Annotated in this window: 29 protein-coding genes; 27 read left to right on the top strand and 2 right to left on the bottom strand. The window is 38.1% G+C overall.

Translation table 11 applies throughout. From position 1 onward, the window contains the following. Positions 1-29 precede the first annotated feature (29 nt). The 8 genes from prfA to CO726_RS08695 all read left to right on the top strand — a co-directional run bounded on the left by prfA (position 30) and on the right by CO726_RS08695 (position 5,718). Positions 30-1,097 carry a peptide chain release factor 1 gene (gene prfA / locus CO726_RS08665; protein WP_136699512.1) on the top strand — a complete coding sequence of 356 codons (1,068 nt, stop codon included), beginning with the start codon at positions 30-32 and terminating at the stop codon, positions 1,095-1,097. Further along, positions 1,097-1,948, top strand: coding sequence for a peptide chain release factor N(5)-glutamine methyltransferase (prmC, locus tag CO726_RS08670; RefSeq protein WP_099683988.1), 852 nt, complete (start codon positions 1,097-1,099; stop codon positions 1,946-1,948). The genes prfA and prmC overlap by 1 nt, the downstream gene beginning before the upstream one ends. A 112-nt stretch (positions 1,949-2,060) precedes the next feature. After that, entirely contained in the window at positions 2,061-2,924 is an 864-nt protein-coding gene (gene spoIIR / locus CO726_RS08675) for a stage II sporulation protein R (RefSeq protein WP_099684171.1), read from the top strand. Positions 2,925-2,973: 49 nt separating this feature from the next. Then, positions 2,974-3,432 carry a GNAT family N-acetyltransferase gene (locus CO726_RS08680; protein ID WP_099683989.1) on the top strand — a complete coding sequence of 153 codons (459 nt, stop codon included), beginning with the start codon at positions 2,974-2,976 and terminating at the stop codon, positions 3,430-3,432. A gap of 108 nt (positions 3,433-3,540) precedes the next feature. Further along, complete coding sequence (locus CO726_RS08685; RefSeq protein ID WP_099683990.1) at positions 3,541-4,581, top strand: L-threonylcarbamoyladenylate synthase; 1,041 nt, start codon at positions 3,541-3,543, stop codon at positions 4,579-4,581. 77 nt (positions 4,582-4,658) lie between these two features. Further along, entirely contained in the window at positions 4,659-5,207 is a 549-nt protein-coding gene (locus CO726_RS08690; RefSeq protein WP_099683991.1) for a manganese efflux pump MntP, read from the top strand. 19 nt (positions 5,208-5,226) lie between these two features. Continuing rightward, on the top strand, positions 5,227-5,355 hold the full coding sequence (locus CO726_RS32795) for a hypothetical protein (RefSeq protein WP_281259836.1): 129 nt from the start codon (positions 5,227-5,229) through the stop codon (positions 5,353-5,355). A gap of 84 nt (positions 5,356-5,439) precedes the next feature. Then, a complete protein-coding gene (locus CO726_RS08695) occupies positions 5,440-5,718 on the top strand; it encodes a DUF3935 domain-containing protein (RefSeq protein WP_099683992.1) in 279 nt (92 codons plus the stop codon). Positions 5,719-6,031: 313 nt separating this feature from the next. Here the strand turns inward: CO726_RS08695 and CO726_RS08700 are convergent, their stop codons facing one another. Together CO726_RS08700 and CO726_RS08705 are read right to left on the bottom strand one after the other, a co-directional pair. Beyond that, entirely contained in the window at positions 6,032-6,643 is a 612-nt protein-coding gene (locus CO726_RS08700) for a flavin reductase family protein (protein ID WP_099683993.1), read from the bottom strand. A gap of 159 nt (positions 6,644-6,802) precedes the next feature. Next, positions 6,803-7,189, bottom strand: a complete 387-nt coding sequence (locus CO726_RS08705; RefSeq protein ID WP_098761433.1) for a DoxX family protein — start codon at positions 7,187-7,189, stop codon at positions 6,803-6,805. A gap of 385 nt (positions 7,190-7,574) precedes the next feature. Here CO726_RS08705 and CO726_RS08710 point away from each other — a divergent pair, with 385 nt between their 5' ends. The 19 genes from CO726_RS08710 (at position 7,575) to CO726_RS08805 (ending at position 22,019) form a co-directional block, all read left to right on the top strand. Next, the gene (locus CO726_RS08710; RefSeq protein ID WP_002016294.1) at positions 7,575-8,072 is read left to right on the top strand and encodes a PTS sugar transporter subunit IIA; all 498 of its coding nucleotides are present in this window, start codon (positions 7,575-7,577) and stop codon (positions 8,070-8,072) included. 247 nt (positions 8,073-8,319) lie between these two features. Beyond that, complete coding sequence (locus CO726_RS08720; protein ID WP_099683994.1) at positions 8,320-8,760, top strand: low molecular weight protein arginine phosphatase; 441 nt, start codon at positions 8,320-8,322, stop codon at positions 8,758-8,760. A gap of 97 nt (positions 8,761-8,857) precedes the next feature. Beyond that, positions 8,858-9,301: a ribose 5-phosphate isomerase B gene (rpiB, locus tag CO726_RS08725; protein WP_060632958.1), complete on the top strand. Its 444-nt coding sequence runs from the start codon at positions 8,858-8,860 to the stop codon at positions 9,299-9,301. A 21-nt stretch (positions 9,302-9,322) separates the two neighbouring features. Continuing rightward, positions 9,323-9,940, top strand: coding sequence for a TIGR01440 family protein (locus CO726_RS08730; RefSeq protein WP_136699481.1), 618 nt, complete (start codon positions 9,323-9,325; stop codon positions 9,938-9,940). Between the two features lie 228 nt (positions 9,941-10,168). After that, positions 10,169-11,410, top strand: a complete 1,242-nt coding sequence (gene glyA, locus CO726_RS08735) for a serine hydroxymethyltransferase (protein ID WP_136699483.1) — start codon at positions 10,169-10,171, stop codon at positions 11,408-11,410. A 272-nt stretch (positions 11,411-11,682) separates the two neighbouring features. After that, positions 11,683-12,312, top strand: a complete 630-nt coding sequence (gene upp / locus CO726_RS08740) for a uracil phosphoribosyltransferase (protein ID WP_000517539.1) — start codon at positions 11,683-11,685, stop codon at positions 12,310-12,312. Between the two features lie 371 nt (positions 12,313-12,683). Then, a complete protein-coding gene (locus CO726_RS08745; protein WP_000232962.1) occupies positions 12,684-12,797 on the top strand; it encodes a DUF4024 domain-containing protein in 114 nt (37 codons plus the stop codon). Between the two features lie 26 nt (positions 12,798-12,823). Beyond that, complete coding sequence (locus CO726_RS08750) at positions 12,824-13,048, top strand: AtpZ/AtpI family protein (RefSeq protein WP_001171223.1); 225 nt, start codon at positions 12,824-12,826, stop codon at positions 13,046-13,048. Further along, on the top strand, positions 13,048-13,440 hold the full coding sequence (locus tag CO726_RS08755) for an ATP synthase subunit I (RefSeq protein ID WP_098761427.1): 393 nt from the start codon (positions 13,048-13,050) through the stop codon (positions 13,438-13,440). The genes CO726_RS08750 and CO726_RS08755 overlap by 1 nt, the downstream gene beginning before the upstream one ends. Before the next feature lie 7 nt (positions 13,441-13,447). Then, a complete protein-coding gene (atpB, locus tag CO726_RS08760; protein ID WP_000399870.1) occupies positions 13,448-14,167 on the top strand; it encodes a F0F1 ATP synthase subunit A in 720 nt (239 codons plus the stop codon). A gap of 56 nt (positions 14,168-14,223) precedes the next feature. Continuing rightward, a complete protein-coding gene (atpE, locus tag CO726_RS08765) occupies positions 14,224-14,442 on the top strand; it encodes a F0F1 ATP synthase subunit C (protein WP_000052064.1) in 219 nt (72 codons plus the stop codon). Positions 14,443-14,570: 128 nt separating this feature from the next. Further along, positions 14,571-15,077 (top strand): F0F1 ATP synthase subunit B, encoded by a 507-nt coding sequence (gene atpF / locus CO726_RS08770; RefSeq protein ID WP_001142618.1) that lies wholly within the window; start codon positions 14,571-14,573, stop codon positions 15,075-15,077. Beyond that, the gene (atpH, locus tag CO726_RS08775) at positions 15,074-15,616 is read left to right on the top strand and encodes a F0F1 ATP synthase subunit delta (protein WP_000064683.1); all 543 of its coding nucleotides are present in this window, start codon (positions 15,074-15,076) and stop codon (positions 15,614-15,616) included. The genes atpF and atpH overlap by 4 nt, the downstream gene beginning before the upstream one ends. Positions 15,617-15,627: 11 nt before the next feature. Beyond that, positions 15,628-17,136 carry a F0F1 ATP synthase subunit alpha gene (gene atpA, locus CO726_RS08780; protein WP_098761424.1) on the top strand — a complete coding sequence of 503 codons (1,509 nt, stop codon included), beginning with the start codon at positions 15,628-15,630 and terminating at the stop codon, positions 17,134-17,136. Between the two features lie 327 nt (positions 17,137-17,463). Then, on the top strand, positions 17,464-18,324 hold the full coding sequence (atpG, locus tag CO726_RS08785) for a F0F1 ATP synthase subunit gamma (protein ID WP_099683997.1): 861 nt from the start codon (positions 17,464-17,466) through the stop codon (positions 18,322-18,324). Between the two features lie 241 nt (positions 18,325-18,565). Continuing rightward, entirely contained in the window at positions 18,566-19,972 is a 1,407-nt protein-coding gene (atpD, locus tag CO726_RS08790; RefSeq protein WP_099683998.1) for a F0F1 ATP synthase subunit beta, read from the top strand. A 20-nt stretch (positions 19,973-19,992) separates the two neighbouring features. Continuing rightward, complete coding sequence (gene atpC / locus CO726_RS08795) at positions 19,993-20,394, top strand: F0F1 ATP synthase subunit epsilon (protein ID WP_000847211.1); 402 nt, start codon at positions 19,993-19,995, stop codon at positions 20,392-20,394. Positions 20,395-20,526: 132 nt separating this feature from the next. Further along, positions 20,527-21,318 carry a DUF975 family protein gene (locus CO726_RS08800; protein WP_099683999.1) on the top strand — a complete coding sequence of 264 codons (792 nt, stop codon included), beginning with the start codon at positions 20,527-20,529 and terminating at the stop codon, positions 21,316-21,318. 47 nt (positions 21,319-21,365) lie between these two features. Continuing rightward, positions 21,366-22,019: a DUF975 family protein gene (locus tag CO726_RS08805; RefSeq protein ID WP_098761419.1), complete on the top strand. Its 654-nt coding sequence runs from the start codon at positions 21,366-21,368 to the stop codon at positions 22,017-22,019. Positions 22,020-22,082: the final 63 nt, after the last annotated feature.

A 22,082-nucleotide genomic window follows, 5' to 3' on the forward strand; every position in this document is an offset into this window, starting at 1 on the left:
TTAGATACTAGGATGTAGAGGTGAATGATGTGTTAGATCGTTTGCAAGCTGTAGAAAATCGTTATGAGAAGTTAAATGAATTGTTAAGTGACCCGGAGGTTATTAGCGATACAAATAAGCTTCGTGAATATTCAAAGGAACAATCTGATATACAGGAAACGGTAGAGGTGTATCGTGAGTATAAGGATGTTCGTGAGCAATTAAAAGATGCGAAAGCAATGTTAGAAGATAAGTTAGACGCAGAAATGCGTGAAATGGTAAAAGAAGAGGTTTCTGAGTTAGAATCACAAGATAAAACATTATCAGAGCGTCTGAAAATTTTACTTGTTCCAAAAGACCCTAATGATGATAAGAACGTTATCGTTGAGGTTCGTGGAGCTGCTGGTGGCGACGAGGCCGCTTTATTTGCTGGTGACTTATACCGTATGTATAGCCGCTATGCTGAGGTACAAGGTTGGAAAACGGAGATTATCGAGGCTAGCTATACAGAATTAGGTGGATATAAAGAGATTATCTTTATGATTAATGGTAAAGGTGCTTTCGCGAAGCTGAAATTCGAGAATGGTGCTCACCGTGTACAACGTGTTCCTGAAACGGAATCTGGTGGACGTATCCATACATCTACAGCAACTGTAGCTGTATTACCAGAGGCAGAAGAAGTAGAAATTGACATTCATGAGAAAGACGTTCGTGTTGATACATTCGCTTCTAGTGGACCTGGTGGACAGAGCGTTAATACAACGATGTCAGCGGTGCGTTTAACGCATTTACCGACTGGTGTAGTTGTATCGTGTCAGGATGAGAAATCACAAATTAAGAATAAAGAAAAAGCGATGAAAGTATTACGCGCACGTGTTTATGATAAGTTTAGACAAGAAGCACAAGCTGAGTATGATCAAAACCGTAAACAAGCTGTTGGTACGGGGGATCGTTCAGAGCGTATTCGTACGTATAACTTCCCGCAAAACCGCGTTACAGACCATCGAATCGGTTTAACGATTCAAAAGCTAGATCAAATCTTACAAGGTAAGTTAGATGATTTCATCAATGCCTTAGTGATGGAAGATCAGGCTCAAAAGATGGAGGCAGCTGAGTAATGCGTGTCTATGAAGCCCTGAAATGGGCTTCTTCTTTTTTACAGGAAAATGGACGAGATGAAAATGCGGGAGAAATTGTCCTTTGTCATGTATTAAAGACGAACAGAACAGGGTTATTGATGAATATGCGTGAAGAAATAACTGTGGAACAAGAAACAAGTTTTGCAGAGTTTATCCACAAGCATGTAGAAGGTATTCCGATTCAATATATGATTGGTTATGAAATGTTTTATGGACGATCGTTCTTTGTGAATGAAGAAGTATTAATACCAAGACCTGAAACAGAAGAACTTATAGTGGGAGTATTAGAAAGAATCGAGCGCCATTTTGATGATGAGAAACTACATGTAGCAGATATCGGTACAGGTAGCGGAGCAATTTCTATTACGCTCGCTTTAGAAAATAAAAATCTTCATGTGTATACGGTAGATATTGCGCAGGAGTCGATTGAAGTTGCAAAAGAAAATGCAAAAACTTTGGGTGCAGAAGTAACGTTCTATCACGGTGATTTATTATCGCCATTTTATAAAACAGGTCAAAGGTTAGATGTTGTTGTTTCAAATCCTCCATATATACCGGAAGAAGATTGGCGTTGTCTTTCTCCTGTGGTGAAAGAGCATGAGCCAAAGAGAGCACTTGTTGGCGGTAACGACGGATTAGATTTCTATCGTCGTTTTATGGAAGAGTTGCCGAATGTGTTGCAGAAGAAAGCGATTGTGGCATTTGAAATTGGAGTAGGGCAAGGTGAGGACGTGAAAGGGTTGTTACAACAAGCTTTTCCACATGCTCATGTTGAGGTTGTTTTTGATATTAATGGAAAAGATCGTATGGTATTTGCAGAGATGGAGTAAGGTTCACACCTTACTCTATTTTTTTGTGGAAAAATTCATATAGATTTTGAATTTAATAGTTTAGAATGATGAAAGTCTGTCCACACTGTTTGTAGAAGGGACGGTGGAGGAAATGAAAAAACAAGTTATTGCTTATCTTCTTCTATTATTAATTGGTGCACAGTTGCTTGTGCAGTTTGGATATATGAAAGCTGATGCGAAAGGACCTTCGGTTATTCCGAAAGAGGCCGTTCGATTACGGATTTTAGCAAATAGTGATTCAGATAAAGATCAGGCGTTAAAGCGCAAAGTACGTGATGAAGTAAAAGCGCAAATTGATGGATGGGTAGCGGATTTAACTTCATTTGAAGAGGCGCGTAAAGTTATTCAAAGTCATATTCCAGAAATCGAAAAAACAGTAGGAAATACGTTGAAAAAAGAAGGAAGTAAAGATTCATTTCAAGTGAAATTCAGTAAGAATGTAAAGTTTCCTACGAAGGTATATGGGAATTTTATTTATCCAGCAGGGGAATATGAGGCGGTGTTGATTACAATTGGGAAAGGTGAAGGGGCAAACTGGTGGTGTGTATTATTTCCGCCGATGTGTTTCTTAGATTTTTCAAGTGGTACAGCTGTAAGGAAAGAAGAACATGTTGTGAAGGCTGAATCGCCTGAGGAGGAGCAGGTAAAACAAATAGATGAGGAAGTAGTGGATACACAAGAGAAAAAAGAGGATGCGGTGAAAGAAAAGAAAGTTGTAAAGCAGGAAGTCGCAAAAAAAGTAACAGCTTCTGAAAAGAAAATAGTAAAAAATGAAAAGAAAGTAGAAGAACAACCTGTAAGTAAAGAAGAAACAAAAACTGTGGAAAAAGTGGAGAAACCTGTGGAACAAAAACAAGAAAAACAAAATGAGTATGTAAAAGTAGAGGAGGAAGAAGAAAAGCCAGAAGTTAAGTTATTTATTGTAGAAGCTTTTACATCTTTATTCCCTAAATAGTACTATTAGTAGACCCCTTCTCATATATAAAAAAGAGGAGGGATTTACTATGAAGACGGTATATTTTGCTACGAAAGCAGATGTGGAAAGATTGCATTCTTTTTTCGGACAAGCTAATAAAAAAGATGATAAAATAAATGAGTTGTACACGCAATTTATGATTTTGGAAGAGGCGGAAGAAATACGAGCTGTCATTGGATATGAACAAAGTGAAGAAAACGCACTTATTCGTTCTTGTTTATTCACACCTAATGTGGATAAACAGACTTTCTTATATTTTTTTGAAATGTTTTTGCAGTATATGAAAGAAAAAAATATTCGACAATTGTACTTACTAACAAATCATCCACAATCTATAACAATCTTTCAGTTTTTTGACTTTGTTACTATAGAGAAAGAAAACATACCAGAGGGAATTCGACAGTTAGAACACTTTTGTAAAAATATAAAAGAGCCAAATGCAATAATACTAAATTGTCAGCTATTCACAAAGTTATCCACGGATTAATTAGGTTTATCCACATTTTGTGGATAAACCTTGTTTGTCTTTTGGATAAATCTCATAGTAAACTAAAAATAGACAAGTATTTCAGGGTAGAAAAGGACGTGGGAAAAAATGCATACAAATATGTGGGTTGTGGATAATGTTGTGGAAAGAAAAAAATATTATCCACAGTTACAAGAAGCTGCAAAATTATTAAGGGAAAATGAGGCGATTGCCTTCCCTACAGAAACGGTATACGGACTAGGTGCGAACGCGATGAATGATGAAGCGATTGCGAAAATTTTTGAAGCGAAAGGAAGACCGAGTGATAATCCACTTATTGTGCACATAGGTACAAAATCTCAGTTAGATGGGATTGTGACGGAAATTCCGCTAGTTGCAGAGAAGTTAATGGAGCATTTTTGGCCAGGGCCGTTAACAATTATTTTACCTAGAAAAGAAGGAATTTCAGAGAAAGTGACGGCAGGACTTAATACAGTTGGAGTGAGGATGCCCGATCATCCGGTAGCGCTTGCTCTTATTGAGGAGGCAAATGTACCTGTTGCAGCACCGAGTGCGAACCGTTCGGGGCGTCCAAGTCCGACGTTAGCGTCTCATGTATATGAAGATTTAAATGAGAAAATCGCAGGTATTGTAGATGGTGGTGCAACTGGAGTAGGTGTTGAATCAACTGTAATTGATTGTACGAGCGCTGTTCCAACGATATTACGCCCAGGCGGGATTACGAAAGAACAATTGGAAGCAGTGATTGGTACGGTTTCTATAGATCCGGCTTTAAAGGACGAGAAAGAAAAACCGAAATCACCTGGAATGAAATATACACATTATGCACCGAAAGCGCCGCTCAGTATTGTTGAAGGATCACGTGAGTTTATTCAGCGTCTTGTGGATGAGAAGAAGGAAGAAGGATTCAAAGTAGGCGTATTAACGACAGAAGAGTATCAGCATGTATATAGCGCAGATGTTATATTATCTTGCGGTGTTCGAAGCGATTTAGCTAGCGTTGCGACTAAATTATATGATGTACTTAGAACGTTTGATGCAAGTGAAGTGGATGTTATTTTTAGTGAATCATTCCCGAATGAAGGAATAGGGAATGCCATTATGAACCGTTTAACAAAAGCAGCGGGACATCATATTATTACTGAATGATAAGGCAAGATTAGCAAACAGAATATTTCTCCTCGGATAAGCATATTGTGAAGTAGCACGTCCGAGGAGGGACATGAATGACGCTTGAACAGCTAATACCTTTAATAATTATGGCATTCGCCTTAGGGATGGATGCATTCTCGGTGAGTCTTGGTATGGGAATGATGACCTTAAAGATAAGACAAATCCTGTATATAGGTATGACGATAGGGATATTTCATATTATCATGCCATTTATAGGGATGGTATTAGGTCGTTTTTTATCAGAGAAGTATGGAGACATTGCACATTTTGCAGGTGCTATTTTATTAATTGGACTAGGATTCTATATTGTATATTCCTCTATTTTAGAGAATGAAGAGGCTAGAACGGCTCCTATCGGAATTAGCTTATTCGTATTTGCATTTGGCGTTAGTATAGATAGTTTTTCAGTAGGGCTTAGTCTTGGTATTTACGGAGCACAGACAATTATTACGATATTACTTTTTGGATTTGTTAGTATGTTATTAGCGTGGATTGGTTTATTAATTGGTAGACATGCGAAAGATATGCTCGGTACATATGGTGAGATAGTAGGTGGTATCATTTTGGTTGGATTTGGATTATATCTCCTTTTTCCTATATAATTTTAAGGAGGAGGACGTTATGAACAGGTTATTGGAATGGTATATTCGATTTGTAACTTTCTTTCCTAGATGGTTACGACTGCTTATTATTTGGGGTATTGTTTTGCAAATTTCAATTTTAGGTTGGATTAAGTTAATTCGTGAATGATAAGAGGGTTCCTTTCTGTGCATAGTTTTGTTTGTACTATACTGATTGCGCTAAAAAATTACACATATAGAAAGGATGAGATGGATGACGAGATTGAAGCAAGTTTTTGGTATTATTATTAGTTTTTTTGTTTTTTGGTTTAGTATGCTCGGTGTACAAATGTTTGCTGAGTTTTTAGATATTGAGTCATTGAAGTTTGTGGCGGGAAAAACGGAGGCGGCGCGTGCTTTTTATTCTCCGTATCCATTTATAATCGTTTTTCTTATTACATTGCTTTCCCTATATTTCTTAGTCATTAAGCTTGGGAAACCGAAAAAAGAGAAGATGCCTACTTTAGAAGAGAAGAAGGAAGAATTACAATAATAAAATCCCCTGCTTAGTAGCAGGGGATTTTATGTTTAAGTGGTGGAAGGAATCGAGTAGCCTTCGCTTTTATATATTATCCAGTTCCAGCGGGAATCTCCAGTCATTTCGCTCTCTCGCATGAAGCAAAAAGCGCTTCATGCGAGAGAGCTCCAATGCCCTGCGATTCTGAGCGAGCCGCTTCCGCTTTTATATATTATCCAGTTCCAGTGGCCAGCTCTTCGCATCTAAGAACCTCCCTCACTAAAGGTAAAAAGCACCTTTTGTGCGAGAGAACCTTAGCTGGTCAGAGCTAAACGGGCCCCTTCCACTTTTAAACTGGCCTAACCAATTCAAATTGTTCTCCTAGTTTTGCGTAGTTGTGTCCTGCTAGGCGGCTTACTGGTTTTAGCTCTTCTGCATGAATGCGGCCATTTTCGTATAGGTGTTCTGCGACGTGGAAGCGAACGACGCGTCCGATTAGCAAATCACAAGCTGGTGAGTCTTCTGTTCCGCCAAGAGGGATTGATCGTTCTAGTACGCATTCCATTCGAATGTTTGCTTCTTTTACACCTGGAACGGAGATGACATCACTTTCAATTGGTGTTAGTTTCGCTAGTTTAATTTCACTCTCATTTGGCGGGAGGTTAGCTGCTGTTTCGTTAATTGCTTCTACGTAAGATTCATCAGAAATATGTACGACAAACGCCCCCTTTTCAATTGCGTTTCGAGAAGTATCTTTCGGTATTCCTGCTTTTCGTTGTACAGAAACTGAGATAAGTGGTGGATTAGCAGCGACAATATTGAAATAACTATATGGTGCACCGTTTAATACGCCGTCTTTTGTTACAGAAGTAACGAATGCGACAGGGCGTGGAATGATACTTCCCGTTAATAATTTGTAATTCTCTTTTTCCGTTTGCTCATTTGGATTAATGGATAGCATGCTTGAAATCCCCTTTCTAAATATGACGACTTATTGTTTGTTTACAAGATGTTAGTGGAAAACTCCTGCTGAAAATAATATTTTTATTACATAAAAAGAACTTACTTCATTGTGATTGAAGTAAGTTCCGTCTAAATAATCTCGAATTCAAGATGAAATTTATAGTAAAACGTATGCGCCAGGTCCAATTAAAGCTACCCCAATAGCGACAGCAATTAACATTAAATTATACTCAAATCCGTTTTGTGTGATCCAGTAACCATTTTTTCCGTGAACAGTGAAGATTGCCATTAACATTGTTCCAACGATAAATAATGAACCAACTGCAGTGAAAATACCTGATGCGAATAAGAAACCACCTAATAATTCAGTTGCGCCAGCCATAAATGCCATAAATACACCAGGGCGTAAGCCGATTGATTCCATCCAGCCACCTGTTCCTTTTAAACCGTGACCGCCGAACCAACCAAATAATTTTTGAGCACCATGACCCATGAATGTAATACCTATAATAAGACGAATAATAAGAAGACCGAAATCCATCATTTTTGAAAACCCCCTAAAAGTTATTAACTTATCTTATGTAAGCAATAATAAAATAGTTACTTACTTTAGTCAAGTGGATTTTAAAAAAGTTTGAAAAAATTTTACAAATTAACAATAAAAAACAAAATGTAGTAAAGACCTCTAGACAAGTTACGTAAAAAAAGAGAAAATATAAGTAGAAGTTAACTTCTTATTGTTATTCAGACAATCAGAATTGACTGGAATTTTGTGAGGCGCTACAATAAGAGTCTAGTAGTAATGACGTAATTTATTTCGAAAGCGTTTTTACAGTATAATATTCGAAGTATGAGGTCTTACGTTTATTCCGATCTTTAATAGAGATTGCCCTATAAACTTTTAGGTAAATTATAAGGAGGACTATCCTATGTTTAAAAAATTATTCGGTTTTGGTTCAAAAACAAATGAAGAAACAATCGTAGCTCCATTAACTGGAGCAGTGAAAAATATTGAAGAAGTACCAGATCCAGTATTCGCTGGTCGTATGATGGGTGACGGTGTTGCAATCGATCCTACTGAAGGCGTAGTTGTATCTCCAGTTGATGGTGAAATCGTACAATTATTCCACACAAAACATGCGATTGGAATTAAAGCGAAAAACGGTACAGAAATTTTAATCCACGTTGGATTAGAAACTGTAAAAATGGAAGGTGAAGGTTTCGAAGCTCACGTTTCTGAAGGACAAGCTGTAAAAGCTGGAGATAAATTAATCTCATTCGACTTAGAATTAATTCGTGAAAAAGCGAAAAGCACAATTACTCCAATCGTTATTACAAACACAGATGCAGCTGAGTCTATTAAGACAACTGTAGGTGTAACTGCTACAAAAGGTTCAACAGAAGTAATGAAGGTTACAATGAAATAATTATCACATGAAAGGAATCCGTTTCGTATGAAATGGATTCCTTATTTTGTTTTGTAGTCTGTTCCTTATGTATGGTAAAATACTTTGGGCACTTGGAAATAGGGTTTCACATATATGTGGATAAGGCGCATTTTTCTTAGAAAAAATATAAGAGAAATGCGCCTTTCGTATATTCACATTTCTTTTGTTCTATTCTAATGTACGCTATGATAAAGGGTAGGAAACTAGAGAAAAGGGGTGGGTTTAGATGAAACGAGTATTATTTATTTGCACGGGAAATACATGCCGTAGCCCGATGGCTGAAGCATTACTTCGTCATCATGGGGAAGGTAAGTTTGAAGTGCAATCTGCTGGTGTTTTTGCCTATCCTGGAAGTGACGCGTCGATACACGCAAAGGAAGCTTTAGCTGAAAAGGGAATTGCAATCGATCATGCCGCGCAGCAAGTAAACGAAGCTTTGCTTGATTGGGCTGATATTGTAGTAACAATGACGGAAAACCATAGGCAAATTGTTCTAGGACATTATCCGAGCTGTGAAAAGAAAGTAGATACATTATATGGGGTAACCGAGGGGATAAGTAAGGATATTTCAGATCCGTTTGGCGGCTCACTTTCGATTTATAAAGAAACGTTAGAAGAGATGGAAGAACTTGTACAAACTTTACTGAAAAAACATTCAGAAGGTTGATGTTTCGTGTATAATACGATATTGGAGATCATTTCGTTCCATTAAAGGCAGCGAGTGAGAAATGAAGATAATTGATTGAAACTTTGGAGGGGTAAAAATGAAAGTAGTAGTAGCATCTGATCACGGCGGTATGAATATCCGTAAAGAACTTGTAAGTTTATTAGAAGAGTTAAACATTGAATATATTGATTTAGGTTGTGAATGTGAAGCTGGTTCTGTTGATTACCCTGATTTTGCGTTTCCCGCAGCGGAAATGGTAGCGAATGGCGAAGTAGATCGTGGTATTTTAGTTTGTGGGACAGGCATCGGTATGTCAATTGCTGCAAACAAAGTAAATGGTATTCGTTGTGCACTAGTTCATGATACTTTCAGCGCGAGAGCAACGAGAGAGCATAATGATACGAACATGTTAGCAATGGGCGAGCGTGTAATTGGTGCAGGTCTAGCTCGTGACATCGCAAAAATTTGGTTAACAACTGACTATGAAGGTGGCCGTCACGAAAACCGCGTAGGAAAAATTAAAACATACGAAGCAAAGTAATAGCTTCTAACTAGAAGCAGTATGAAATATAATTTGGTGAACCAACCTGTGAAAGGAAGAGGCGTAATGACAGAAATCGTAAAGGTAAGAGAACAGCTACAAATTTCGCTTTCTGATTTCCAAGAACAAGCTTCATTACAAAGTGGTCAAATTTTTGTAGTGGGGTGTAGTACGAGCGAAGTGCTAGGAGAAAGAATTGGAACATCAGGAACGATGGAAGTAGCAGAGGCGATTTTTTCTGAGTTAAAACAATTTCAACAGCAAACAGGTATTGAATTGGCGTTTCAATGTTGTGAGCATTTAAATCGTGCTTTAGTAGTTGAGAGAGAGTTAGCGATGAAATATCAATTTGAAATTGTAACAGTTACGCCTGTTAGATCAGCAGGTGGTGCATTAGCAACATATGCTTATCACAATTTGAAAGATCCGGTAGTAATTGAGTTTATTAAAGCAGATGCAGGAATGGATATTGGTGATACATTTATCGGTATGCATTTAAAGCATGTAGCTGTTCCGGTTCGTACAAGTGTGAAGGAGATTGGAAGTGCACATGTAACAATGGCAACAACACGTGGAAAACTAATTGGTGGAGCACGTGCTGTTTATGCGGCGGCTGAAGAGACTATCACTTGCCGTTAAAATTTCACTTTATCCTACGAACAAGGTATGTTGTCTGACTTTATCATAGAAGAAAGAAAAGACCGATTTTCGGTCTTTTTTTTCTTTTATGATATAGAAAGTCATGTTAGAATGTAGTTGAAAACATGAAGGTTCGAAAGAATTACAACCTGAATTTTCGTTTTTTCTGAATAAATAAGAAAAAACTGTTGGGAATCGATGTAATTCGTTCAGAAAAGGGGGATTTTGGTGGATCATTTAAAACGTCAAGATGAAAAGGTATTTGCTGCAATTGAGGCAGAACTAGGAAGACAGCGTTCAAAGATTGAGTTAATCGCTTCGGAAAACTTCGTAAGTGAAGCAGTAATGGAGGCGCAAGGTTCTGTTTTAACGAATAAGTATGCTGAAGGATATCCTGGAAAACGTTACTATGGTGGATGTGAACACGTAGACGTAGTAGAAGATATCGCACGTGACCGCGTAAAAGAAATTTTTGGCGCAGAGCACGTAAATGTTCAACCGCATTCTGGTGCACAAGCGAACATGGCAGTATACTTCACGATTTTAGAGCAAGGCGATACAGTACTTGGTATGAATTTATCTCATGGTGGTCACTTAACACACGGAAGCCCTGTTAACTTCAGTGGAGTACAATATAATTTCGTAGAATATGGCGTGGATGCTGAATCTCACCGTATTAATTACGATGATGTATTAGCAAAAGCGAAAGAACATAAACCAAAATTAATCGTTGCAGGTGCAAGTGCATACCCTCGTGTTATCGATTTCAAACGATTCCGTGAGATTGCAGATGAAGTGGGCGCATACTTAATGGTTGATATGGCACATATCGCTGGTTTAGTAGCCGCTGGTTTACATCCAAATCCAGTGCCACATGCACATTTCGTTACAACAACAACACATAAAACATTACGTGGTCCACGTGGTGGTATGATTTTATGTGAAGAGCAATTTGCAAAACAAATTGATAAATCAATCTTCCCTGGTATTCAAGGTGGTCCACTTATGCACGTAATCGCTGCAAAAGCTGTTGCGTTTGGTGAGGCACTTCAAGAAGATTTTAAAACATATGCACAAAATATCATTAACAATGCGAATCGCTTAGCTGAAGGTCTTCAAAAAGAAGGACTTACACTTGTTTCTGGTGGAACAGACAATCACTTAATCTTGATTGATGTTCGTAACTTAGAAATCACAGGTAAAGTAGCAGAGCACGTATTAGACGAAGTTGGTATTACAGTGAACAAAAATACAATTCCATTTGAAACAGCAAGCCCATTTGTAACAAGCGGTGTACGTATCGGTACGGCAGCTGTAACATCTCGTGGTTTCGGTTTAGAAGAAATGGATGAAATTGCGTCACTTATTGCTTACACATTAAAAAATCATGAAAATGAAGCTGCATTAGAAGAAGCACGTAAGCGTGTAGAAGCGTTAACGAGCAAATTCCCAATGTATCCAAGTCTATAATAGATTGAAGAAGACTGCTAAAACGTAATTGTTTTAGCAGTCTTTTTTTTGGACATATATTGTTCTTTAAGTATGTATACAAATGATGAATAAATTTTGGCAATATAATGAAGGATACAGCTTCCATAATTGGTAAAGATACTAGATAGATTCATCGTAAAATCATGATTTTGCCAAATTTGCCCTTGAATATTAGTAGCGTTTTCTTTACAATCGTAAATAGTGTAAAAAAGCGTGCAAACGCATGAATATCATCTAAAGGAGAGATTCACATGGGAAAACTGTATGTATTTGATCACCCGTTAATTCAACATAAGATTACATATATTCGCGATAAGAATACAGGTACGAAAGATTTTCGTGAATTAGTGGACGAAGTAGCAAGCTTAATGGCTTTCGAAATTACTCGCGATCTTCCACTTAAAGACATTGAAATTGAAACGCCTGTAAGCAAAGCGACAACAAAAGTGATCGCTGGTAAAAAACTTGGTTTAATTCCGATTTTACGTGCAGGTTTAGGAATGGTTGATGGAATTCTGAAATTAATTCCAGCAGCAAAAGTAGGACATGTTGGTTTATACCGTGACCCTAAAACATTGCAACCGGTAGAATACTATGTGAAACTTCCAACGGATGTAGAAGAGCGTGACTTTATCGTACTAGATCCGATGCTAGCAACAGGTGGTTCTGCAGCTGAAGCAATTAACTCTCTGAAAAAGCGCGGTGCGAAACAAATTAAATTAATGTGTATCGTTGCAGCTCCAGAAGGAGTAAAAGTAGTACAAGAAGAACATCCTGATGTTGATATTTATGTAGCAGCATTAGATGAGAAATTAAATGACCACGGATATGTAGTGCCAGGTCTTGGTGATGCTGGTGACCGTTTATTCGGAACGAAGTAAGACAACTGACGAGAGGGGATTCCCCTCTCGTTTTTTTGTACCTTGATGAGGTAGGGGAGGGGGATAAATATACATAGTATATACAACATAAGTTGCATGCACATCACATATAATATAGAAGTCTTACGTCTAAAGAGCACTATATTATGGAAGGAAAGCGTTATATCGTAAAAATATAATGGTGACAAACTTGTGAACATTTTCTTCTATTATAAAGAGAAAAATGTTAGAAATTGCATATCTCTAACCAGTATTTAGAAGGGGAACGTTTTCATTTTTGGGAGGAAATGACTAATACTCAAATTTTTTGATTTTTTACGATTTCTCGTTGACACTGTTAATACCCTATTGTATGCTAACAACGGGGATAGATGGTAGGGCTTTCAGTGACAAAATTACATCTATTCCGTGACGAAAATGTAAACTTTTTATTTTGTATAGGATTTATGCAAAAAAATGAGTTATTATTAACACATCGTGAATGAGGGTTACATATTGGAGGGATGAATCCTTGCAAAAAAACGATCGCAGCCATATAAAAGCTTATGCTTTAATGTCAGGTATTCTTGCTCAGTTAGTCGGTTCTATTCTCGTTGGAATCTTTGGTGGGCAGTGGATTGATAATAAGGTTGGAACGTTCCCGTTGTTTCTTATTATAGGGTTATTACTCGGATTAGGAACAGGGGTATACGCAATGATTCGACTCATTCGCCATTACTATTCGGGAGAGCAATGATGATAGACGTACATGGACTTGTCCAAAGACAAAAGAAATATATGTACTACTTGCTTGCGATTCTAGTGCTAGGATGGGGATTCACCTCTTACAAGGATGTATTTCTTGGACTGATTATCGGGACGATTTTCAGTTTTCTTAGTTTGCGCATCATTGCACGTAGAACAGACAAGCTGTTGGATCGCGTAACAAATGGAGAAAACGTGAAGTTTAAGGCAACAGCGGTAAGTACATATTCAAGATTCGCTACGATTGGATTATTGATTTTATTTGCAGCCAAATATCAAGAGTTAATTGCGATGTGGGGCTTAGGTGTAGGATTGCTGACAGGATACCTTGTCATGATCATAGATTTTCTTTATTTAGAGTATAAGAGCAGGGAAGAGAGGTGAATTACTAGTGGAACACGGTAAATTAGTTGAATTTCTAGGTTTAACGTTCGATTTGTCGTCAGTTATGATGGTTACTGTAGCAGCAGTTATTGTTTTCTTAATCGCTGTTATCGGAACTCGCAGCTTAGCTCTTCGCCCAACAGGAATGCAAAACTTCATGGAATGGGTGTTTGACTTCGTGAAAGGGATTATCAATAGTACGATGGACTGGAAAACGGGTGGACGTTTCTTAACGCTTGGCGTTACGCTTATCATGTTTATTATCGTATCGAACTTCCTTGGTTTACCATTCATGTATTCAGCAACTGAAGCTGGCGAACATATTGCATGGTGGAGATCACCAACGTCTGATCCAGCAGTTACATTAACATTAGCCGTGATGGTAGTTACCCTCACCCATTATTATGGAATTAAGATGAAGGGTACGAAAGAATACGTAAAAGGTTATTTCCAACCTATGAAATTCTTATTCCCATTAAAGGTTATTGAGGAGTTTGCTAACACATTAACGTTAGGTCTTCGTTTATTCGGTAACATTTATGCAGGTGAGATTTTATTAGGATTACTTGCTAAGTTAGGCGGAGCATCATTCCTTGGAGCATTAGGTGCACTTGTACCGATGTTAGCATGGATGGGATTCAGTGTATTCGTTGGTTCAATCCAGGCATTTATTTTCGTAATGTTAACGATGGTTTATATGGCTCATAAAGTAAGCCATGACCATTAATATAATTTAAGTAAGAAAAAAATTATTTTTTTATAATACAAAGGAGGACAAATTAAATGAGTTTAGGTGTAATCGCAGCTGCAATTGCAATTGGTTTATCAGCATTAGGTGCAGGTATTGGTAACGGTCTTATCGTATCACGTACAATCGAAGGTGTTGCTCGTCAACCAGAATTAAAAGGCGCACTTCAAACAATTATGTTCATCGGGGTTGCTTTAGTTGAGGCACTTCCAATCATCGGTGTAGTTATTGCATTCATCGTAATGAACAAATAAGGGAGACTCCCCTTACATAGATGGCGAAGAGTGTTTTTCCGAACTTTCTTCGCCATTGCTTTATGAATGAAACGTATGTCTTTTTTTTCATATGATCAATTTAGATATTTTGAAGGGAGTGAATCCTTGTGCCAACTTTATTATTAGGAGCTGCCATTCCATTTGGAACGATTGCTTACACATTGTTCATTTTCTTACTTCTATTAGTAATGCTACGCAAATTTGCGTGGGGTCCTTTAATGGGAATTATGAAAGAACGTGAAGAGCACGTTACTAATGAAATCGACGCTGCAGAAAGAAGTAACGCTGAAGCGAAGAAATTAGTGGAAGAACAACGTGAGATGTTAAAACAATCACGTGTTGAAGCACAAGAGTTAATTGAAAGAGCGAAAAAGCAAGCTGTAGATCAAAAAGATGTTATTGTTGCTGCTGCGAAAGAAGAAGCAGAGTCAATTAAAGCATCTGCTGTACAAGAAATTCAACGCGAAAAAGAGCAAGCAATTGCTGCTTTACAAGAACAAGTTGCTTCTTTATCTGTTCAAATTGCTTCTAAAGTAATTGAAAAAGAATTAAAAGAAGAAGATCAAGTGAAGTTAATTCGCGATTATATTAAAGAAGTAGGAGAAGCGCGATGAGCAATGGGATTGTAGCAAAACGTTATGCTGTCGCTCTTTTTAAAATTGCAAAAGAAAAACACGTATTAGAAATGTTTGAAGAGGAATTACGCCTTGTACAAAACGTTTATGTAAAGAACGGAGAACTACATAGCTTTTTAACGCAACCGAACATTTCAAAGGAACAAAAGAAAACGTTTCTTGCAAACGTATTCGGATCTGTTTCTGAATCTATTTTAAATACGTTATATATTTTAATTGATAACAAACGCATTGATATCTTGCCTGAAATTGCAGATGAATATGTTGTTCTTGCTAATGAAGAACGTAACGTAGCGGACGCAACTGTATATTCCACTCGTCTTCTATCAGAAGAAGAGAAGCTTAACATTGCAGAAGCATTTGCGAAGAGAACGGGAAAAGATGCAATTCGCGTAAAAAATGTTGTAGATGAAGATTTACTAGGCGGCATTAAAGTACGTATTGGAAATCGCATTTATGACGGAAGTTTACAAGGAAAATTAGCACGTATTCAGCGTGAATTAATGAAGAATAGATAGGGGTGAAGCACATGAGCATCAGAGCTGAAGAAATTAGCGCACTGATAAAGCAACAAATCGAGAACTATCAGTCTGAAATCGAAGTTAGTGATGTTGGTACAGTTATCCAAGTTGGTGACGGTATCGCGCGTGCTCATGGTCTTGATAACGTTATGGCTGGTGAACTTGTAGAGTTCTCTAACGGCGTTATGGGACTAGCACAAAACTTAGAGGAAAATAACGTAGGTATTATCATTTTAGGACCTTACACAGAAATCCGTGAAGGTGACGAAGTTCGTCGTACTGGTCGCATCATGCAAGTACCAGTAGGAAAAGAACTAATTGGTCGTGTTGTAAACCCATTAGGTCAACCAGTTGATGGTTTAGGCCCAATTAATACAACAAACACTCGTCCAATCGAAAGTCCAGCACCAGGTGTAATGGATCGTAAATCTGTTCATGAGCCACTTCAAACAGGTATTAAAGCAATCGATGCTCTTGTACCAATTGGCCGCGGTCAACGTGAGTTAATCATCGGTGACCGTCAAACAGGTAAAACAGCAGTTGCACTTGATACAATCATTAATCAAAAAGATGAAGATATGATTTGTATCTACGTAGCAATCGGACAAAAAGAATCAACTGTACGTAACGTAGTAGAAACACTACGTAAGCACGGTGCATTAGAGTACACAATCGTTGTAACTGCATCTGCTTCTCAACCAGCTCCATTATTATACTTAGCTCCTTACGCTGGTGTAACAATGGGTGAAGAGTTCATGTACAATGGTAAACACGTATTAGTAGTATATGATGACTTATCAAAACAAGCAGCAGCTTACCGTGAGCTGTCATTACTATTACGTCGTCCTCCAGGTCGTGAAGCTTATCCAGGGGATGTATTCTACTTACATTCTCGCTTATTAGAGCGTGCAGCAAAATTAAGTGATGCAAAAGGCGGCGGTTCTTTAACTGCACTACCTTTCATCGAAACACAAGCAGGGGACGTATCAGCTTACATCCCAACAAACGTAATCTCGATTACGGATGGACAAATCTTCTTACAATCTGACCTATTCTTCTCTGGCGTACGTCCAGCGATTGATGCGGGTACTTCTGTATCTCGTGTAGGTGGATCTGCTCAGATTAAAGCAATGAGTAAAGTATCAGGTACACTTCGTCTTGACCTTGCATCTTACCGTGAGTTAGAAGCGTTCGCTCAGTTCGGTTCTGACCTTGATAAAGCAACTCAAGCGAAACTAAACCGTGGTGCTCGTACTGTTGAGGTATTAAAACAAGGATTACACAAACCGTTACGTGTAGAGAAACAAGTTATCATTCTTTACGCTTTAACACGTGGATTCCTAGATGATATCCCAGTAGCAGATATCACTCGTTTCGAAGAAGAATTCCATGCTTGGTTAGATTCTAATGCGACTGACTTATTAGAAGAAATCCGCACAACTAAGAAACTTGCGGATGACGACAAATTTGCAGCAGCAATTAACGGATTTAAAAAAGTATTCGTAGCTTCTGAATAATAATAAAAAGTGAAGCCGACTGTTCAGCCCCATCGTCTAAGGTTCTTAGACGAAAGGGGCTAGGAGGCGGAACTAGATTAATAAAAGCGGAAGCGGCTCGTTCTGAATGTGAGGAAGAAGTGAAGCCACCGAACATTCAAGTCGCTGGAGCTAGATAGTATATATAAGGCATCTCAATTTCTGAGATTGCTGACGGTTATGTAAAGGAAAAGAGTAGGTGCACCTATTCTTTTCCTTCAATCATGAGCAAGAATATCTTGCAACGTAGATTAGGAAGAGGATTCTTACTAATCGTGCCAACTTCCGGAAAAAAGGTGGTGAAAACCTGTGGCATCTTTACGCGATATAAAAGCGAAGATTAACTCGACAAAGAAAACGAGTCAAATTACGAAAGCGATGGAGATGGTATCTGCATCTAAGTTAAACCGTGCAGAGCAAAATGCTAAATCTTTCGTTCCGTATATGGAAAAGATTCAAGAAGTAGTAGCGAGCATTGCGCAAGGAAGTAAAGGAATTAATCATCCGATGCTAAATGAGCGTCCTGTAAAGCGTACAGGATACATCGTTATTACATCTGATCGCGGACTAGCAGGTGGTTATAACAGTAACGTATTACGTACAGTGAGTAACGTAATTCGTGAACGTCATAATATGGATTCAAACCAATATTCAATTATTGTGCTTGGACGACTAGGACGTGATTATTTAAAACGTCGCGGCTTTAACATCATTGATGAAGTAGTTGGATTATCTGACCACCCATCATTTACTGATATTAAAGAACTTGCTTCTCGAGCAATTGCGATGTTTGCAGATGGTGCTTATGATGAGCTGTATATTTACTACAACCATTACGTAAGTAAAATTTCACAAGAAGTAACGGAAAATAAAATTTTACCGCTTACTGATGTGGCGTCTGATAAAACGACGACAGCTTATGAATTCGAACCTTCTGAAGAAGAAATTTTAAAAGTACTATTGCCACAATACGCAGAAAGCTTAGTGTACGGTGCATTACTAGACGGTAAAGCAAGTGAACACGCAGCGCGTATGACAGCAATGAAGAGTGCTACAGACAACGCAATGGAAGTTATCGATTCACTTACACTTTCATTCAACCGTGCGCGTCAAGCAGCGATTACGCAAGAAATTACGGAAATCGTTGGTGGAGCAGCAGCGTTAGAATAGTATTAAAAAGCGGAAGCGGTTTGTTCAGAATGAGAGGGGGATGGGGCTTTTGACGTAGAGGCGATTTGTGCCTCGTAGGAAAAAGCGAAGCCACCGAACATTCTAACCGCTGGAGCTGGATTCAATAAAAAGCGTAGGCGGCTCTGTCAAAAGAGTCGCGTAAGCTATAAACTAATAAAAAATTAAAAGCTAACTGCTCGTAGCGAGTTGGCTAATTAAAAGAAAGCTAGGAGGGAACCCGATGAATAAAGGGCGCGTTACGCAAATCATGGGTCCGGTTGTAGACGTTAAGTTTGATGGCGGAAAGCTACCAGAAATCTACAACGCCCTTACGGTAAAACAAAGCAACGAAAACGGAAGCATTAACTTAACATTTGAAGTTGCACTTCATTTAGGTGATGACACAGTTCGTACAGTTGCGATGTCTTCCACAGATGGACTTGTTCGTGGCACAGAAGTAGAAGATACTGGTAAAGCGATCTCAGTACCAGTTGGTGATGTAACACTTGGTCGTGTATTTAACGTATTAGGTGATGCAATTGACTTAGATGGTGAAGTTCCTGCGGATGTACACCGTGATCCAATTCACCGTCAAGCACCTGCATTCGAAGAATTATCTACTAAAGTAGAAATTCTTGAAACTGGTATTAAAGTAGTAGACTTACTTGCTCCTTACATTAAGGGTGGTAAAATCGGTCTATTCGGTGGTGCCGGCGTAGGTAAAACAGTATTAATTCAGGAATTAATCAATAACATCGCACAAGAGCACGGTGGTATCTCTGTATTCGCTGGTGTAGGTGAGCGTACTCGTGAGGGTAATGACTTATACCACGAAATGAGCGATTCTGGCGTAATCAAGAAAACTGCGATGGTATTCGGACAAATGAATGAGCCACCTGGAGCACGTCAACGTGTTGCATTAACAGGTTTAACAATGGCTGAGCATTTCCGTGATGAGCAAGGACAAGACGTACTATTGTTCATCGATAACATCTTCCGTTTCACGCAAGCGGGTTCTGAAGTATCTGCCCTTCTTGGTCGTATGCCATCTGCGGTAGGGTACCAGCCAACACTTGCAACAGAAATGGGTCAATTACAAGAGCGTATTACATCTACAAATAAAGGGTCTATCACGTCTATCCAAGCGGTATATGTACCAGCCGATGACTATACTGACCCAGCACCAGCTACAACGTTCGCTCACTTAGATGCAACAACAAACTTAGAGCGTCGTTTAACACAAATGGGTATTTACCCAGCCGTAGATCCATTAGCATCTACATCTCGTGCACTTTCTCCAGAAATCGTAGGAGAAGAGCATTATGAAGTGGCTCGTCAAGTACAGCAAACTTTACAGCGTTACAAAGAGCTTCAAGATATCATCGCTATCTTAGGTATGGATGAGTTATCTGAAGAAGATAAGTTAGTTGTACATCGTGCTCGTCGTATTCAATTCTTCTTATCTCAAAACTTCCACGTAGCTGAGCAGTTTACAGGTCAAAAAGGTTCTTATGTACCTGTAAAAAATACAGTTAGTGGTTTCAAAGAAATTCTAGAAGGAAAATATGATGACCTTCCAGAAGATGCATTCCGCCTTGTTGGTGGCATTGAAGAAGTTATTGAAAACGCGAAGAAAATGATGGCGTAAGGCCTTAGGAGGGACGAAGTATGAAGACATTTCCAGTCAGTATTGTAACTCCTGATGGACCGGTTTACGAAAAAGAAGTAGAGATGGTAAGTGTAAAAGCAGAGAGTGGGGAAATGGGGATCTTACCAGGTCACATTCCAACTGTTGCACCATTAAAGATTAGTGCAGTTCGTCTGAAAAATGGTGGACACACTGATTATGTAGCAGTAAGCGGTGGCTTTATCGAAGTTCGTCCAGATAAAGTGACTGTATTATCATCATCTGCTGAAGAAGCAAACCATATCGATATCCATCGTGCAAACGAAGCGAAGCGTCGCGCTGAGCAACGTCTGCAAGATAAACAAGCGCATGTTGACTTTAAACGTGCAGAAATGGCATTACAACGTGCCGTGAACCGTTTAAACGTTTCTGATATGAAGTAAAAAAATCCGTAAGGGCTCTTGCCTTTACGGATTTTTTTGTGTAGTTTATGGATAATTTTACAAAAATGGTATAATTATATTGATGCTTGTATAAGTAGAGAATGTACAACAATTTATAAAGGAGATGAGTAAATGATCGGTGAAATGAAAAGAGAAGCGTTGCACTCTTTAAAGGGAAATTGGGGACTAGGTGTTGGATCAACGATTTTATATCATATTATAAGTTACGTCGTTTCGATGGCTGTAATGTTTATACTATTAATTCCAGGAGTTATAATATTTCTTTTAGTGTCTATTTCAACTGGTTCAATTGAAGAAGACGTGATGTCAATTGGAGCTGTTATTACGTTTGGTTTTTTTTACTGTCTTATGATAATTTTAAGTTATGCGGCTTATGGCATTACCTCATACGGTTACACGAATGTGTTTCTACAAATAAGTAAACGGGAAGATGCTAGAGTGGATTATTTATTTGAAGGGTTTCGTGGTTTTAAAAGAATGATGAAAACGATGTGGGCTATGCTTGCAATTTTGTTATATACAGGTACATGGGTTCCAATGCTAGGAACAATTGTATTTGGGATATTAGGATTCTTTGATGAGAATGCAAATCCATCGTTCATAATCGTTTTCTTTGTTTTATTAGCTATTTCGTTTATTGTAATGGCTATTCTGTATTTTTCATATTCGATGACATATTATGTGATGGTTGAAAAACCAGAATATAGTGTTTCGCAGGCAATGAAAGAAAGTAAGAATCTTATGAAGGGGCATAAATTAGATTTATTTCTTTTATGGCTGAGCTTTATAGGTTGGGCAATTTTATCGATTCTTACACTTGGAATAGGTTTTCTTTGGCTTAGTCCGTACGTGAGCACAACGACAGCACATTTTTATCGCTATCTTTCAAAAGATGAATTGTAGTAGGAACATGCTATACTAATAGAGTTATTTCGTATAGGAGGAAAAATATGATTAGTGATTTAAAAGGAGAAGCGCTAGATTCATTAGAGGGGAAATGGGGATTAGCTGTTGGAGCTACACTACTTATTTCAATTCTTATCACAGCTTTTAGTTTTAGTGTTGAGTCGGGATTTTCTTTGATTTTTGGTTGGCAAGAAACAGGTCGTTCACTTTCAATGAATATAATTACATTTTTTGTTACTGGACCGTTAACTTTAGGTGGATATTATCTTGGTTTAAATATCCTTCGTGAAAAGCAAGCTAGTATCGGTAATGTATTTGTTTGGTTTTCAGAGGGAAAAAGATTTCTGAAATCATTTTTATTATATTTATTAGTGAATCTTTATCTTTTCTTATGGACGTTACTGTTCATTATTCCAGGTATTATTAAATCATTTTCTTATGCGATGACGTATTTTATAATAAATGACCATCCTGAGTATTCTATAAATCAAGCTATTACAGAAAGCCGTCGTATGATGGATGGACATAAGATGGAGTATTTCATTTTATGTTTAAGCTTTATTGGTTGGTTTATATTAAGTTGTATTACATTAGGGATCGGATTCCTATGGCTAATTCCATATTTTTATACGACGTCAGCAGCTTTTTATGAAGAGATTGCAGAGGAATATTACGAGAAAAAAATTCCGACATTATAAAGTGAAACTGTAATGGTGACTAGTTTTACTGTCGGCAAATAGTTTGATAAAAACACCCAGTAT

The organism is Bacillus fungorum (assembly GCF_002746455.1).
Taxonomy (GTDB): domain Bacteria; phylum Bacillota; class Bacilli; order Bacillales; family Bacillaceae_G; genus Bacillus_A; species Bacillus_A fungorum.

Bases quoted from the DNA above. Each gene is read 5' to 3' on its own strand.
- CO726_RS08700 (WP_099683993.1), bottom strand. From the start codon at position 6,643: ATGCTATCCATTAATCCAAATGAGCAAACGGAAAAAGAGAATTACAAA.
- CO726_RS08745 (WP_000232962.1), top strand. From the start codon at position 12,684: ATGGTAGGGCTTTCAGTGACAAAATTACATCTATTCCGTGACGAAAAT.
- upp (WP_000517539.1), top strand. From the start codon at position 11,683: ATGGGAAAACTGTATGTATTTGATCACCCGTTAATTCAACATAAGATT.
- atpD (WP_099683998.1), top strand. From the start codon at position 18,566: ATGAATAAAGGGCGCGTTACGCAAATCATGGGTCCGGTTGTAGACGTT.
- CO726_RS08685 (WP_099683990.1), top strand. From the start codon at position 3,541: ATGCATACAAATATGTGGGTTGTGGATAATGTTGTGGAAAGAAAAAAA.
- CO726_RS08755 (WP_098761427.1), top strand. From the start codon at position 13,048: ATGATAGACGTACATGGACTTGTCCAAAGACAAAAGAAATATATGTAC.
- prmC (WP_099683988.1), top strand. From the start codon at position 1,097: ATGCGTGTCTATGAAGCCCTGAAATGGGCTTCTTCTTTTTTACAGGAA.
- CO726_RS08720 (WP_099683994.1), top strand. From the start codon at position 8,320: ATGAAACGAGTATTATTTATTTGCACGGGAAATACATGCCGTAGCCCG.
- CO726_RS08730 (WP_136699481.1), top strand. From the start codon at position 9,323: ATGAAATATAATTTGGTGAACCAACCTGTGAAAGGAAGAGGCGTAATG.
- atpE (WP_000052064.1), top strand. From the start codon at position 14,224: ATGAGTTTAGGTGTAATCGCAGCTGCAATTGCAATTGGTTTATCAGCA.
- CO726_RS08695 (WP_099683992.1), top strand. From the start codon at position 5,440: ATGACGAGATTGAAGCAAGTTTTTGGTATTATTATTAGTTTTTTTGTT.
- atpA (WP_098761424.1), top strand. From the start codon at position 15,628: ATGAGCATCAGAGCTGAAGAAATTAGCGCACTGATAAAGCAACAAATC.
- CO726_RS08710 (WP_002016294.1), top strand. From the start codon at position 7,575: ATGTTTAAAAAATTATTCGGTTTTGGTTCAAAAACAAATGAAGAAACA.
- atpH (WP_000064683.1), top strand. From the start codon at position 15,074: ATGAGCAATGGGATTGTAGCAAAACGTTATGCTGTCGCTCTTTTTAAA.
- CO726_RS08800 (WP_099683999.1), top strand. From the start codon at position 20,527: ATGATCGGTGAAATGAAAAGAGAAGCGTTGCACTCTTTAAAGGGAAAT.
- CO726_RS08705 (WP_098761433.1), bottom strand. From the start codon at position 7,189: ATGATGGATTTCGGTCTTCTTATTATTCGTCTTATTATAGGTATTACA.
- CO726_RS08680 (WP_099683989.1), top strand. From the start codon at position 2,974: ATGAAGACGGTATATTTTGCTACGAAAGCAGATGTGGAAAGATTGCAT.
- rpiB (WP_060632958.1), top strand. From the start codon at position 8,858: ATGAAAGTAGTAGTAGCATCTGATCACGGCGGTATGAATATCCGTAAA.
- CO726_RS08805 (WP_098761419.1), top strand. From the start codon at position 21,366: ATGATTAGTGATTTAAAAGGAGAAGCGCTAGATTCATTAGAGGGGAAA.
- atpC (WP_000847211.1), top strand. From the start codon at position 19,993: ATGAAGACATTTCCAGTCAGTATTGTAACTCCTGATGGACCGGTTTAC.
- CO726_RS08690 (WP_099683991.1), top strand. From the start codon at position 4,659: ATGACGCTTGAACAGCTAATACCTTTAATAATTATGGCATTCGCCTTA.
- CO726_RS32795 (WP_281259836.1), top strand. From the start codon at position 5,227: ATGAACAGGTTATTGGAATGGTATATTCGATTTGTAACTTTCTTTCCT.
- spoIIR (WP_099684171.1), top strand. From the start codon at position 2,061: ATGAAAAAACAAGTTATTGCTTATCTTCTTCTATTATTAATTGGTGCA.